Genomic DNA, 13107 nt, shown 5'->3' on the forward strand with positions numbered 1-13107 from the left:
GTTGACGAGGGCGCCGAGCTCGAGGGCCGGTCCGCTCCCCGAGAGCGCCGTCGACGCCGTGCGCGCCGGGTACGCGTTCACCGGCCCGGCCCTCGAGCTCGGCGCCCTCGTCAACGGCGACGCGCGGATCGACGTGCCCGTCCGCATCCCGCTCGGCATGCTCAACCGGCACGGCCTCGTCGTCGGCGCGACCGGCACCGGCAAGACCAAGACGCTGCAGGTCCTCGCCGAGCAGCTCTCGGCCCACGGCGTCCCCGTCTTCGCCGCGGACATCAAGGGCGACCTCTCCGGCCTCGCCACTCCGGGCACCGCGACCGACGCGCTGCTCGCCCGCACCCGCGGCATCGGCCAGGACTGGCGGGCGGAGGCGGCCCCCGCCGAGTACTTCGCGCTCGGCGGCATCGGCACCGGCGTCCCCGTCCGCGCCACCGTGACCGGCTTCGGCGCGCTGCTGCTCGCGAAGGTGCTCGGCCTCAACCACACGCAGGAGTCGAGCCTCGGCCTCGTCTTCCACTACGCCGAGAGCGCCGGTCTCCCGCTCGTCGACCTGTCCGACCTCCGCGCCGTGCTCACCTACCTCGTCGGCGACGAGGGCAAGGCGGAGCTCGCCGAGCTCGGCGGGCTGTCCAAGGCGACCGCCGGCGTGATCCTCCGCGAGCTGATCGCGTTCGCCGACCAGGGCGCCGACGTGTTCTTCGGCGAGCCCGAGATCGACACGGCCGAGTTCCTCCGCCTCGCCGCCGACGGGCGCGGCGTCGTCAGCCTCCTCGAAGTCCCTGGAGTCGCCGACCGACCGGCTCTGTTCTCCACCTTCCTGATGTGGCTCCTCGCCGACCTCTTCAACGACCTGCCGGAGGTCGGCGACCTCGACAAGCCGAAGCTGGTGTTCTTCTTCGACGAGGCGCACCTGCTCTTCCGCGACGCGTCGAAGGACTTCCTCGCCGCGATCACCCAGACCGTGCGCCTCATCCGCTCCAAGGGCGTCGGCATCGTCTTCGTCACGCAGACCCCGAAGGATGTGCCGGGCGACGTCCTCGCCCAGCTCGGCTCCCGCGTGCAGCACCAGCTCCGCGCGCACACGCCGGACGACGCCAAGGCCCTCCGCGCCACCGTCTCGACCTACCCTGAGAGCGACTACGACCTCGGTGAGGTCCTCCAGGCGCTCCCCATCGGCGAGGCGATCGTGACGGTCATGAACGAGCGCGGCGCCCCGACCCCGGTCGCCTGGACGCGTCTCCGCGCCCCGCTCGGCTCGATGAAGCCCACCCCCGAGGCCGACCGCGAGGCGAGCGTCCAGAGGTCCCCGCTCCTCGCGCGCTACGGCACGCCCCTCGACCGCGACTCCGCCCGCGAGATCCTCACCCGCCGGCTCGACGCCGCCGCCGACGCCGAGGAGGCCCGCGCCGCCGCCGAGCAGCAGGCCGCCGACGACGCCCGCCGCGCCAAGGAGGACGCGCGTCGCGCCAAGGAGGAGACCGCGGACGCCGCCCGCCGCGCGAAGGAGCGGGCCGCCGCCGAGCGCGCCGCTGACCAAGCCGCCGAGCGCTCCCGACGGCGCACGGCACCGACCTCCCGCGGGACCCGCACCGCCCGCCGCGACAAGACGGTCGTCGAGGAGGTGCTGGGCTCGAGCGCCGGCAGGACCCTGCTGCGCGAGGTGGTCCGCGGGATCTTCGGGACCGCCCGACGGCGCTGAGGCGGCCCGGGCCGGTCCGGGAGACGAGGCGCTAACGGGAACGTGTTAGCGTCGGTAGCATGAGTGAGAGCGGGACGACGCGGGAGCGGATCCTCCGAGCGACGGTCGAGCTGCTGGCGGACGGCGGGCGGGACGCGGTGTCGACGCGGGCGATCAGCGCGGCGGCGGGGGTCCAGGCCCCCACGATCTACCGGACGTTCGGCGACCTGCGCGGGCTGCTCGACTCGGCCGCGGCAGCCGGATTCGCCACGGCCCTCGCCGACTTCGAGCGGAGCGAGGCGCCGGCCGACCCGGTCGACGCGCTCCGTGCCGCCTGGGATCACCACGTCGCCTTCGGACTCGCCGAACCGCACCTCTACGCGCTGATGTTCACCGCGCGGCCGGGGGAGGAGTCGGAGGCGGCGCGCCTGTCCCGCGGCGTCCTCCTCGACGCGGTCCGGGCCGTCGCCGAAGCCGGCCGCCTCACCGTCGACGTCGAGCGGGCCTCCCGCCTGCTCCAGTCGGCCGCGCTCGGCTGCACCCTCACGCTGACCGCCCTCGCCGACCCCGACGACGAGCTCTCGTCCCGCTCGCGCGAGTCCGTCCTCGCGGCGATCACCACGGCGGAGGCGGGCCCCACCGATCCCGCCGCCCGTGCGGTCGTCGCGCACGCCGTCGCCCTGCGGACGGCGCTGCCGCAGATCGAGCCCCTCAGCGCGGGGGAGCGGCTCCTGCTCGACGAATGGCTCGAGCGCATCGCCGACTGACGGCCGGCGTCGCCGGAGGGTCCGTATCGCCGCCCTGTCGTCCGCGTTGTCGTAATACTCATGGCGACGGGCACGATCCGGGACCGGCACCTACGGTCGGACCATGTCGCGAACCATAGCCGAACTCTTCTTCCGCCCGGTCTGCGCCGCCTGCTCGGCCCCGCTCGTCGCCCGCCGTGGCGCTTTCTGCTCCGACTCCTGCGCGCGGACGAACCACCTCTACGGCTGATCTCCCGCACGCCTGGCGCGCGCCGAACGATCGGCGGCGCCTGCTCGGCGCGACGTCGTCGGCTGCAGCTGCGTGTGCGCCGGCGGCGCGAACCCGGCGCTGCGTGAGCGCGCCGCTCACGACGGACGCCCGCACCGGTCGACCGGGCCTCGACGATCGGCCGCACCGGTTAACCAAAACGGTGCCCGTGCTGGCGAGAGCAACGGACACCGTTCGCGGAGGATGGGGGATTCGAACCCCCGAGGGCTTTCACCCAACACGCTTTCCAAGCGTGCGCCATAGGCCACTAGGCGAATCCTCCTGGCACGACCTGAGCCGCGACTCATCGATACTAGCCGGTGTCGGAGCCTTCCGCTGACCACGACCCCGACACGCCCCGCTCTCCTCGGCCGCCGTCGTCGGTTAGACTGTCACCCGGCTCCCCGCGTGGCGCCATCCAGGCCAACTCCCCCAGGGCGGAAACGCAGCAAGGGTAACCGGGCTCTGGCGGGTGCGCGGGGGGTCTTCTTCCGTTAACCGGCCCGCCTGCTCCGCCGATGGACCGCCGCACAGCCGCTACAAGGCCCTACCGACTGCGGACGCTCCTCCACAGCCGCGCGCCGTGCACGCCCTCCCATCCCTGGCCTCTACTCAGCCAGGCGGAGGGACCCCCTCGGTAGGCTGGATCCGATGGTTCAGAGCATCTACATCTCGTCCGCCGAAGGTCATTCGGGCAAGTCCACGGTCGCCCTCGGCGTCCTCGATGCGCTCAGCAGCCAGGTGCAGCGGGTCGGCGTCTTCCGCCCGATCGCCCGCTCCACCTCCGAGCCGGACTACGTGCTCGAGATGCTGCTCGGCCACTCCGACTCGGGCCTCGCCTACGAGGACTGCATCGGCGTCACCTACGAGGACGTCCACGCCGACGGCGAGGCGGCGCTCTCGCGGATCGTCGAGCGGTACAAGGGCGTCGAGGCCCGGTGCGACGCCGTCGTCATCCTCGGCTCCGACTACACGGACGTCGGCAGCCCCACCGAGCTCGGCTACAACGCCCGCATCGCCGCCAACCTCGGTGCCCCGGTCCTGCTCGTCCTCACCGGCCGGGACTCGTCCCGCAGCGAGCAGCTGGGCCAGGCTCCCGCGCGCACGCCGGAGGAGATGCGCCAGATCACGGAGCTCGCCTCGGTCGAGCTGCGCACGGCCCACGCGAGCCTCATCGGAGTGATCGCGAACCGCGCCGATCCCGACACCGCCGCCGATGCCGTCGCCGCGATCCGCGAGAGCATCCCCGCCACCGTCCCGGTCTGGGCGATCCGCGAGGATCCGTTCCTCGTCGCTCCGAGCCTGTCCCGCCTGGTCGAGGCGGTCGACGGCGTCGTCGTCGCGGGCGATCCGGAGCTGCTCGGCCGCGAGGCGCTCGGCGTGGTGATCGCCGGCATGTCCATGGTCAACGTCCTGCCGCGGCTCACCGAGGGCGGCGTCGTGATCGTCCCCGGAGACCGGCCCGAGGTCGTCCTCGCCGTGATCATGGCGTACGCCTCCGGCACGTTCCCCACCGTCACCGGCATCATCCTCAACGGCGGCTTCGAGCTGCCGGAGCCGATCGTCCGGCTGATCGAGGGCGTCGACAGCCGCGTGCCGATCGTGATGACCGAGCTCGGCACCTACGACACCGCCGTCCGCGTCACCGCGGCCCGCGGCCGCCTGGCGGCCGACTCCCCGCGCAAGCGCGACACCTCCCTCGCCCTCTTCCAGGAGGCGGTCGACGCGGTCGAGCTGCTCACCCTCCTCGACGTCGGCCGGTCCGAGGTCGTCACGCCGCTGATGTTCGAGTACGGGCTGATCGAGCGCGCGCGCATCGCCGACCGCCACATCGTCCTGCCCGAGGGTGGCGACGACCGGATCCTCCGTGCCGCCGCGACCGTGCTCAAGCGCGGCATCGCCCGGCTCACGATCCTCGGCGAGGAGGCCGAGATCCGCGCCCGTGCGGCGGGCCTCGGCCTCGACCTCGACGGCGCGTGCGTGCTGAGCACCCTCGACCCCGAGCACCGCGCGCGCTTCGCCGAGGAGTACGCCCGCATCCGCGCGCACAAGGGCATCACCTACGACCACGCCTACGACACCGTCACGGACGTCTCCTACTTCGGCACGATGATGGTGCAGCTCGGCCTGGCCGACGGGATGGTCTCGGGAGCCGCGCACACGACCGCGCACACCATCCGCCCCGGCTTCGAGATCATCAAGACGAGCCCGGGCGTCTCCGTCGTCTCGAGCGTGTTCCTGATGGCGCTCGCCGACCGCGTGCTGGTCTACGGCGACTGCGCGGTGAACCCCGACCCCACCGAGGCGCAGCTCGCCGACATCGCGATCTCGTCCGCCGAGACCGCCCAGCAGTTCGGGATCGACCCCCGCATCGCGATGCTCTCCTACTCCACCGGCGAGAGCGGAGCCGGCGCCGACGTCGAGAAGGTCCGCGCGGCGACGGCGCTGGTGCGCGAGCGCCGGCCCGACCTGCTCGTCGAGGGCCCGATCCAGTACGACGCGGCGGCCGACGCGGCGGTCGCGGCCTCGAAGATGCCCGGCTCCCAGGTCGCCGGGCGCGCGACGGTGTTCATCTTCCCCGACCTCAACACGGGCAACAACACCTACAAGGCCGTGCAGCGCTCGGCCGGCGCCGTCGCCATCGGACCGGTACTCCAGGGTCTGCGCAAGCCGGTCAACGACCTCTCGCGCGGCGCGCTCGTGCAGGACATCGTCAACACCGTCGCGATCACGGCTATCCAGGCCGCCACCCAGGCCATCGTCCCGCCCACCGCCGCCATCCCCGTGGTGCGCTAGCGGCGACCCCGCCGCCGCCCCTCCCGACCCCGATCACCCCAGGAGTCCCCTCATGTCCGTCGTCCTCGTCGTCAACAGCGGATCGTCGTCGTTCAAGTACCAGCTCATCGAGATGACCACCGAGGAGACGCTCGCCAGTGGCCTCGTCGAGCGGATCGGCGAGGACACCGGCCGCACGAAGCACACCCGCGACGGGGAGTCGTTCGAGATCGAGGGGCCGATCCCCGACCACACCGCCGGCTTCGACGCGATGATCCGCGCGTTCGGCGAGCACGGCCCGAGCCTCGACGAGTTCCCTCCCGTCGCCGTGGGCCACCGCGTCGTGCACGGCGGCAAGCGCTTCTTCGAGCCCACCGTCGTCACCGACCTGGTCAAGATCAACATCGAGGACCTCGCCGACCTCGCCCCGCTGCACAACCCCGCGAACCTCGAGGGCATCGAGGCGGCGCAGAACGCCTTCCCGGACGTCCCGCACGTCGCCGTCTTCGACACCGCCTTCCACCACACGATCCCGGCCGAGGCGTCGACCTACGCGCTGCCCGCCGAACTCGCCGAGAAGCACAGAGTCCGCCGCTACGGCTTCCACGGCACCTCGCACAAGTTCGTCTCGGAGGCCGCCGCCGCCTACCTCGGCCGCCGCCGCTCCGACCTGAAGACGATCGTCCTGCACCTGGGCAACGGAGCGTCCGCTTGCGCCGTCGACGGCGGCGTCTCCGTCGAGACCTCGATGGGCATGACCCCGCTCGAGGGCCTGGTGATGGGCACCCGCTCCGGCGACCTCGACCCGGCCGTCGTCTTCCACCTGGCCCGCAAGGCGGGCCTCTCGATCGACGAGCTCGACACCCTCCTCAACCGCCGAAGCGGCCTCCTCGGCCTCACGGGTCGCGGCGACATGCGCGACGTCCAGGAGGCGGCCGAGGCCGGCGACGAGCAGGCCCGCGCCGGGCTCGAGGTCTACTACCACCGCCTCCGCCACTACATCGGGGCCTTCTACGCCCAGCTGGGCCGCGTCGACGCCGTGGTGTTCACGGCCGGAGTCGGCGAGAACGTCGCCGCCGTCCGAGCCGGCGCCCTCCGCGGCCTCGAGGGCCTGGGCATCGAGCTCGACCCCGAGCGCAACACGGCCTCCGACCGCGGCGCCCGCCGCATCTCCACCGACGACTCCCGCGTCGCCGTCCTCGTCATCCCCACGAACGAGGAGCTGGAGATCGCCCGGCAGTCTTTGTCGGTCGTGTAGCGGCGGAGCCGCGTCACGACTCGCGGCCGGCTTCCAAGGGTGGTGGCTCCCGTGGAGCGGGTCCTGTCGGGCTACCCTCAATCGCTCGCACGCGGCGGTGCTCGCTCGTCGTGCAGCGGTGGCCCGCTGCACGACCGCGGTCGGCTTCTCGTGGGCCTGCGTTGCGCAGAGCGGGTCTTGTCGGGCTGCCCTGAATCGCTCGCACGCGATTCCGGGTCGCGCCCTCTGCCGAACACGCGGCGACCCTCGCTGGTCGAGTGGCCGCGGGACGCGGCGTGTCGAGAGCCACCGAGTACGAGGGGGATCTCGATGCGCCCGCTGTGCGGGCTGCTCCGTCCGCAGGAGCCGGCTGAGGAGCCCGGCTCAGGGCAGCAGGCGCGCGTCGCCCGCGTAGAGGTTGAAGCCGGAGCCGCGGCTGAAGCCGATCAGGGTGAGGCCGGAGTCGCGAGCCAGGTCCACCGCCAGCGACGACGGGGCACCGACCGCGGCGAGCAGGGGGATGCCGGCCATCACGGCCTTCTGCACCAGCTCGAACGAGGCGCGCCCCGACACCTGCAGCAGCGTCCCCCGCAATGGCAGCCGCCCCTCCCGGAGCCCCCAGCCGACCACCTTGTCCACGGCGTTGTGCCGCCCGACGTCCTCCCGGAGCACCAGCAGCGAGCCGTCCGCGTCGAACAGCCCGGCCGCGTGGACGCCGCCCGTCCGCTCGAACACCGCCTGCGCCTCGCGGAGCCGATCGGGGAGCGAGACCAGCAGCTCCCGCTCGACCCGCAGGTCGTCCTCCGCGACGCTCCACGCCGAGTCGGTGGCGACCGCCTCGAGCGACGCGAGCCCGCACACTCCGCACGAGCTCGTCGTGTACACCGACCGCTCGCGCTCGAGCAGCACGGCCTCCCGCCCGCCGCGGACGCTCGCGTCGACCACGTTGTACGTGTTCTCGCCCGGACCGGAGCCGCTCGCGCAGTAGCGCATCGCCGCCAGCTGCTCCGACTCGGTGAGCACCCCCTCGGACACCAGGAATCCCGCGACCAGGTCGAAGTCGTCGCCGGGTGTGCGCATGGTCACGCTGAAGCGCCGTCCGCCGACGCGGATCTCGAGCGGCTCCTCGACGGCCAGGACGTCCTCGCGGCGGCGGGGCGGATCGTCGGCGCGGACGGCGGTCAGGCGGGTGCGGGCGACACTGCGGCTCATGGGTCTCCTCAGGCGGTGGAGGTCATCCTCCCACCGGGAACCGGGAGCGATGCCGGGGTGCGGACGTACGATGCAGGAATGGTCGATGACGCCGAGCCCCGCGAGAGTCCGATCGACGAGAGCCGCCTCTCCGTCCGGTCGCCGAAGAGACGCGCCGTCGGGATCCCCGGCGTCGCCCACGCCCTCGAGATCTCGCTCAAGCAGATGGGCCCGGTGCGCAGCGCCGAGACGCTCCTGCGGGTGAACCAGAAGACCGGATTCGACTGCCCGGGCTGCGCCTGGCCGGAGGGCGACAAGCGCCACGTCGCCGAGTTCTGCGAGAACGGAGCGAAGGCGGTCGCCGAGGAGGCCACGCTCCGCACCGTCACATCGGCGTTCTTCGCCGCGCACCCCGTCGCGGAGCTGGAGGAGTGGGACGACTTCGCGCTCGGCCAGCAGGGCCGGCTCACGGAGCCGATGCTGCTCGAGGAGGGCGCGACGCACTACCGGCCGGTGGGCTGGGATGAGGCGCTCGACCTCGTGGCCGAGGAGCTGCGCGCCTGCGCGAGCCCCGACGAGGCGATCTTCTACACGTCCGGCCGGACCTCGAACGAGTCGGCCTTCGTCTACCAGCTGATGGTCCGCGGCTTCGGCACGAACAACCTGCCCGACTGCTCGAACATGTGCCACGAGTCCAGCGGATCCGCCCTCACCGAGACGATCGGGATCGGCAAGGGCTCGGTGAGCCTGCGCGACGTGGAGCGGGCTCCGCTGATCATCGTCGCCGGCCAGAACCCCGGAACGAACCACCCGCGGATGCTGACCGCGCTGGAGCGCGCCAAGCGCGCCGGCGGCACCATCGTTGCCGTGAATCCGCTGCCGGAGGCGGGGCTGCTCCGCTTCCAGAACCCGCAGACCGTCCGCGGCACCCTGGGCGACGGCACGGCCCTCGCCGACCACTTCCTCCAGGTCCGGCTGGGCGGCGACCAGGCCCTGTTCCAGGGTCTGGGCAAGGCGCTGCTCGAGGCGGAGGAGGCGCGCGGCGACGTCTTCGACCACGCCTTCATCCGCGAGAGCACCGGCGGCCTCGCCGAGTACCTCCACGGGCTGCGGGAGGTCCAGTGGGACGAGATCGAGCGGGCGAGCGGGATCGACGAGACGCGCATCCGCACCGTCGCCGAGCTGATCGCGGCGTCCGAGGGCACCGTCGTCTGCTGGGCGATGGGCCTCACGCAGCACGCGCACTCGGTCGCGACGCTCAAGGACGTCGTCAACGTGCTCCTGCTCACCGGCAACATCGGCAAGCCCGGCGCGGGCGTCTGCCCGGTGCGCGGCCACTCGAACGTGCAGGGCGACCGCACGATGGGCATCTTCGAGCGGATGCCGGACTCCTTCCACGACGCGCTCGACCGCGAGTTCTCCTTCTCCTCCCCGCGCGTGCACGGGACGGACACGGTCGCCGCGATCCGGGCGATGCGCGACGGGAAGGCCCGCGTGTTCATGGGGCTCGGCGGCAACTTCGCCCGGGCGACGCCCGACAGCGGAGTGACGGAGGCGGCGATGCGCTCGCTCGCCCTCACCGTCCACGTCTCGACCAAGCTCAACCGCTCGCACGTGGTCACCGGCCGGCGCGCGCTGATCCTGCCCACCCTCGGCCGCACCGACTCCGACGTGCAGCGCTCGGGCGAGCAGCGGGTCACGGTCGAGGACTCGATGAGCGCCGTGCACGCCTCCCGGGGCCGCCTGCGCCCGCCGAGCCCGGGCCTGCGCTCGGAGGTGGCGATCCTCACGGGGATCGCGGAGCGGCTGCTCGAGGGCCACGAGAACGTCCCGCAGGTCGACTGGGCGGGGCTGCGCGACGACTACCGCCGCATCCGCTCGCACATCGCCAACGTCGTCCCCGGTTTCGACGGCTTCGAGGCCCGGATCGACGTGCCCGGCGGCTTCGTCCTCCCGCACCCGCCGCGCGACTCGCGCCGCTTCGACACCCCCTCCGGTCTGGCCCGCTTCACCGCGAATCCGCTCGAGTACCCGCGGGTGCCGGAGGGCAGGCTGCTGCTGCAGACGCTGCGCTCGCACGACCAGTTCAACACCACGATCTACGGCAGGGACGACCGCTACCGCGGGATCCACGACGGCCGCCGGGTGGTGTTCGTCCACGCCGACGACGTCGCCGAGCTGGGCTTCGCGGACGGCGCGATGGTCGACCTGGTCTCGGAGTGGCCCGACGGCGTCGAGCGGCGGGCGGAGGCGTTCCGCGTCGTGGCGTACGACACGCCCCGCGGCTGCGCGGCCGCCTACTACCCCGAGACGAACGTCCTCGTACCGCTGGACTCGACCGCGAAGATCAGCAACACGCCTACCTCGAAGTCGGTCGTGGTCCGCCTCGAACCGGCGGCGTAGGCCTCACCAGGGCAGCGGCAGCAGGCGCACCGAGTCGCCCGCTGCCGCTCCCGGTGCGGGCACGACGGCCACGGCCTCCGAGGCGGCGAGACCGGTGAGCATGTGCGAGCGGATGCCGGCGGAGGCCCGCCAGCCGTCCTCGCCGGAGGCGACGGGCACGAGCACCGTGGTCCCCGCGCGCCCGAGCGGCTCGGCGAGGACGCCCCGGCCGAGGGGCCGGGCAGCGGCGCCGGACGCCGCGTCGAGGGCCGGCGGCAGGAAGGAGACCGCCGCGAGCAGGGCGGCGAGCGGGTTGCCCGGCAGCGCGATCACCAGCGTCCCTCGCGGCAGCAGCGCAGCCATGGTCGGGTGGCCGGGGCGCATGCCGACGCCGTCGACGAGGACGCGCGCGCCCACCGCATCGAGGGCGCGACGGACCGCGTCCACCCGGGAGCGCCCGGTCCCGCCCGTCGTGAGGAGGATCGGCGCCGTGCCCGCCAGCAGCGTCCGTGCGATCGCCTCCTCGTCGTCGCCGCGGCGCACGATCTCTCCCACGGCTCCGCCCGAGAGCTCGACCAGCGCGGGCAGCAGCGGCGTGAACGCGTCACGCACCCGTCCGGCGGGCGGCATCCCCTCGGTGTCGACCTCGTCCCCCGTGAGGAGCAGGTCGACCGCGGCGGGCGGGCGGACGTCGAGCGCGTCGACCCCGGCGACCGCGAGCAGGGCGAGGTGCGCGGGAGTGAGGCGGGTCCGGGCATCGACCAGCACGGCTCCGCGGGCGGCCTCGTCGCCCGCGCGCCGGACGTGGCGGCCGGGCGGGAGGGGCGCCCGCGCCGTGAGCAGGTCGTCGCGGACCGCGCCCTGCTCGGACGGCAGCACCGCGTCGCTCCAGTCGGGCACGGCGGCTCCGGTGACGATCGGCGCGGCGGTGCCGTCCTCGAGCGGCCAGGGCCCGGGTCCGCGCACGGCCCAGCCGTCCATGGCCGAGGAGTCGTAGTGGGGGAGCGGCCGGGCGGCGGTGACGGCGCGGTCGAGGACGGCTCCGCGGGCGTCGAGGAGGGGGACTGTCGAGACGCCGGAGCGCGCCACCGCTTCGCCGACGATCCGCCTGGCCTCGTCCCAGTCGGTCGCCTCGTGCCCGTGTGCGCTCATCCCGTCCATTCTCCCGGGGCTCGGGGCGGGCCCTGGGCAGGACCCGCCCCGTCGGTCATCCCAGGTAGCCGTTCGGGTTCAGCACGAACTTCTTCGCGGCGCCCTTGTCGAAGTCGGCGTAGCCGCGGGGAGCGTCGTCCAGGCTGATCGCGGTGGCCTGGACCGCGTCGGCGATGTGGACCCGGTCGTGCAGGATCGCCATCATCAGCTGCCGGTTGTACTTCATGACAGGGCACTGGCCCGTGGTGAAGGACAGCGACTTCGCCCAGCCGAGCCCGAGGCGGATCGACAGCGAGCCCTCCTGGGCCGCCTCGTCGACTCCGCCCGGGTCGCCCGTGACGTAGAGGCCCGGGATGCCGAGGGCGCCGCCCGCCGCGGTGATCGACATCAGCGAGTTCAGCACCGTCGCCGGCGCCTCCTTCCCCGAGTCGGCGCCGTTGCCGTGCGCCTCGAAGCCGACGGCGTCCACTCCGCAGTCGACCTCGGGCACGCCGAGGATCTGCTCGATCTGGCCGGCCGGATCGCCCTTCGAGACGTCGACCGTCTCGCAGCCGAAGGAGCGCGCCTGCGCCAGACGCTCCTCGTTGAGGTCCGCGACGATCACGACGGCCGCTCCGAGCAGCTGCGCTCCGACCGCCGCGGCGAGTCCGACCGGTCCCGCTCCTGCGACGTAGACCGTGGACCCGACGCCGACTCCGGCGGTCACCGCGCCGTGGAAGCCCGTCGGGAAGATGTCCGAGAGCATCGTCAGATCGAGGATCTTCTCGAGCGCCTGATCGCGGTCCGGGAACACCAGGAGATTCCAGTCGGCGTAGGGGACCATCACGTACTCGGCCTGCCCGCCGACCCAGCCGCCCATGTCGACGTAGCCGTACGCGCTGCCCGGGCGGTCCGGATTCACGTTGAGGCAGATGCCGGTCTTGCGCTCCTTGCAGTTGCGGCAGCGGCCGCAGGCGATGTTGAACGGCACGGACACGATGTCGCCGACCTTGACGAACTCGACGTCGGGGCCGACCTCCACGACCTCGCCGGTGATCTCGTGGCCGAGCACGAGGTCCGACGGAGCGGTGGTGCGGCCGCGGACCATGTGCTGGTCCGAGCCGCAGATGTTGGTGGAGACGGTGCGGAGGATGGCGCCGTGCGGCAGCTTCCGCCCGATGTTCGCCGGATTGACGCCGGGTCCGTCCTTCAGCTCGAAGGTGGGGTAGTCGATGTCGATGACCTCGACGACTCCGGGGGACTTGTAGGCGACGGCTCTGTTGCCTGACATGCGGGGCTCCTTCAGATGGACGACCGCGGCGCAGTCGGCCGCGGGAGTCCTGCGCCGCTCTCGGTCCGAGCCGCGGCACCGGGACTCGGGGGAACCGTACGGCGTCGGCCTGGTGCCGGATCGAGGCCGGTGGAGTAGCGTCTCAGGAGGCGTGCGTACGCTCGTCCACCGCCCGGTGCGAGGCCGTGAGCGCCGCGTCGAGCGCGTCCCGGCCGCCCCCGGCCAGGCCCGCCGCGTAGCCCGCGAGGAACGTGGTCAGCGGAGCCGCCGGCCGGACCACTCCGTGCGCTGCGCGACCGGCGAGGGCGAGCAGGGCGTCCGGGTCCACCGGGACCTCGCCGAGGCCGAGCGCGGAGCACAGCTCGGCCCACCAGCCGGCGAGCACCTCCTCGGTGGGGCGGGCGCCGTCGG

The 13107-nt window shown here is 73.2% G+C and carries 10 protein-coding genes, 1 tRNA gene and 1 other RNA gene; 7 read left to right on the forward strand and 5 right to left on the reverse strand.

Going from position 1 to position 13107, the window contains the following annotated elements:
• Nucleotide 1 precedes the first annotated feature (1 nt).
• From C5D36_RS16310 to C5D36_RS17260, 3 genes are all read left to right on the forward strand, one after another.
• Nucleotides 2-1696 (forward strand): helicase HerA-like domain-containing protein, encoded by a 1695-nt coding sequence (locus tag C5D36_RS16310; protein ID WP_104296278.1) that lies wholly within the window; start codon nucleotides 2-4, stop codon nucleotides 1694-1696.
• 59 nt (nucleotides 1697-1755) lie between these two features.
• Nucleotides 1756-2442 carry a TetR/AcrR family transcriptional regulator gene (locus tag C5D36_RS16315; protein WP_104227474.1) on the forward strand — a complete coding sequence of 229 codons (687 nt, stop codon included), beginning with the start codon at nucleotides 1756-1758 and terminating at the stop codon, nucleotides 2440-2442.
• A gap of 103 nt (nucleotides 2443-2545) precedes the next feature.
• Nucleotides 2546-2671 carry a hypothetical protein gene (locus C5D36_RS17260; RefSeq protein ID WP_258062975.1) on the forward strand — a complete coding sequence of 42 codons (126 nt, stop codon included), beginning with the start codon at nucleotides 2546-2548 and terminating at the stop codon, nucleotides 2669-2671.
• A 216-nt stretch (nucleotides 2672-2887) separates the two neighbouring features.
• Here the strand turns inward: C5D36_RS17260 and C5D36_RS16320 are convergent.
• Nucleotides 2888-2972: transfer RNA gene (locus C5D36_RS16320), tRNA-Ser, on the reverse strand.
• 112 nt (nucleotides 2973-3084) lie between these two features.
• On the opposite strand from C5D36_RS16320, the gene ffs reads away from it, so the two are divergent.
• The 3 genes from ffs to C5D36_RS16335 all read left to right on the forward strand — a co-directional run bounded on the left by ffs (nucleotide 3085) and on the right by C5D36_RS16335 (nucleotide 6722).
• Nucleotides 3085-3181: signal recognition particle sRNA small type (gene ffs / locus C5D36_RS16325), an RNA gene on the forward strand.
• A 159-nt stretch (nucleotides 3182-3340) separates the two neighbouring features.
• Complete coding sequence (gene pta / locus C5D36_RS16330) at nucleotides 3341-5485, forward strand: phosphate acetyltransferase (protein WP_104296279.1); 2145 nt, start codon at nucleotides 3341-3343, stop codon at nucleotides 5483-5485.
• 52 nt (nucleotides 5486-5537) lie between these two features.
• Entirely contained in the window at nucleotides 5538-6722 is a 1185-nt protein-coding gene (locus C5D36_RS16335; protein ID WP_104296280.1) for an acetate/propionate family kinase, read from the forward strand.
• A 363-nt stretch (nucleotides 6723-7085) separates the two neighbouring features.
• Here the strand turns inward: C5D36_RS16335 and fdhD are convergent, their stop codons facing one another.
• Complete coding sequence (gene fdhD, locus C5D36_RS16340) at nucleotides 7086-7913, reverse strand: formate dehydrogenase accessory sulfurtransferase FdhD (RefSeq protein WP_104225120.1); 828 nt, start codon at nucleotides 7911-7913, stop codon at nucleotides 7086-7088.
• A gap of 78 nt (nucleotides 7914-7991) precedes the next feature.
• On the opposite strand from fdhD, the gene C5D36_RS16345 reads away from it, so the two are divergent.
• Nucleotides 7992-10295 carry an FdhF/YdeP family oxidoreductase gene (locus tag C5D36_RS16345; RefSeq protein WP_104296281.1) on the forward strand — a complete coding sequence of 768 codons (2304 nt, stop codon included), beginning with the start codon at nucleotides 7992-7994 and terminating at the stop codon, nucleotides 10293-10295.
• Nucleotides 10296-10298: 3 nt separating this feature from the next.
• On the opposite strand, the gene C5D36_RS16350 is transcribed toward C5D36_RS16345, so the two are convergent.
• From C5D36_RS16350 to C5D36_RS16360, 3 genes are all read right to left on the reverse strand, one after another.
• Nucleotides 10299-11426 carry a molybdopterin molybdotransferase MoeA gene (locus C5D36_RS16350; RefSeq protein ID WP_181072936.1) on the reverse strand — a complete coding sequence of 376 codons (1128 nt, stop codon included), beginning with the start codon at nucleotides 11424-11426 and terminating at the stop codon, nucleotides 10299-10301.
• 55 nt (nucleotides 11427-11481) lie between these two features.
• The gene (fdhA, locus tag C5D36_RS16355; RefSeq protein ID WP_104225123.1) at nucleotides 11482-12696 is read right to left on the reverse strand and encodes a formaldehyde dehydrogenase, glutathione-independent; all 1215 of its coding nucleotides are present in this window, start codon (nucleotides 12694-12696) and stop codon (nucleotides 11482-11484) included.
• A 142-nt stretch (nucleotides 12697-12838) separates the two neighbouring features.
• Nucleotides 12839-13107, reverse strand: a 269-nt coding sequence (locus C5D36_RS16360; RefSeq protein ID WP_374953784.1) for a DUF6457 domain-containing protein, incomplete at its 5' end; no start/stop codon positions are given.

It is taken from the genome of Rathayibacter sp. AY1C6 (assembly GCF_002931535.1).
Taxonomy (GTDB): domain Bacteria; phylum Actinomycetota; class Actinomycetes; order Actinomycetales; family Microbacteriaceae; genus Rathayibacter.

Excerpts from the sequence above, each read along its gene's own strand:
- C5D36_RS16315 (WP_104227474.1), top strand. The coding sequence starts at position 1,756 with ATGAGTGAGAGCGGGACGACGCGGGAGCGGATCCTCCGAGCGACGGTC.
- C5D36_RS17260 (WP_258062975.1), top strand. The coding sequence starts at position 2,546 with ATGTCGCGAACCATAGCCGAACTCTTCTTCCGCCCGGTCTGCGCCGCC.
- pta (WP_104296279.1), top strand. The coding sequence starts at position 3,341 with ATGGTTCAGAGCATCTACATCTCGTCCGCCGAAGGTCATTCGGGCAAG.
- C5D36_RS16335 (WP_104296280.1), top strand. The coding sequence starts at position 5,538 with ATGTCCGTCGTCCTCGTCGTCAACAGCGGATCGTCGTCGTTCAAGTAC.
- fdhD (WP_104225120.1), bottom strand. The coding sequence starts at position 7,913 with ATGAGCCGCAGTGTCGCCCGCACCCGCCTGACCGCCGTCCGCGCCGAC.
- C5D36_RS16345 (WP_104296281.1), top strand. The coding sequence starts at position 7,992 with ATGGTCGATGACGCCGAGCCCCGCGAGAGTCCGATCGACGAGAGCCGC.
- C5D36_RS16350 (WP_181072936.1), bottom strand. The coding sequence starts at position 11,426 with ATGAGCGCACACGGGCACGAGGCGACCGACTGGGACGAGGCCAGGCGG.
- fdhA (WP_104225123.1), bottom strand. The coding sequence starts at position 12,696 with ATGTCAGGCAACAGAGCCGTCGCCTACAAGTCCCCCGGAGTCGTCGAG.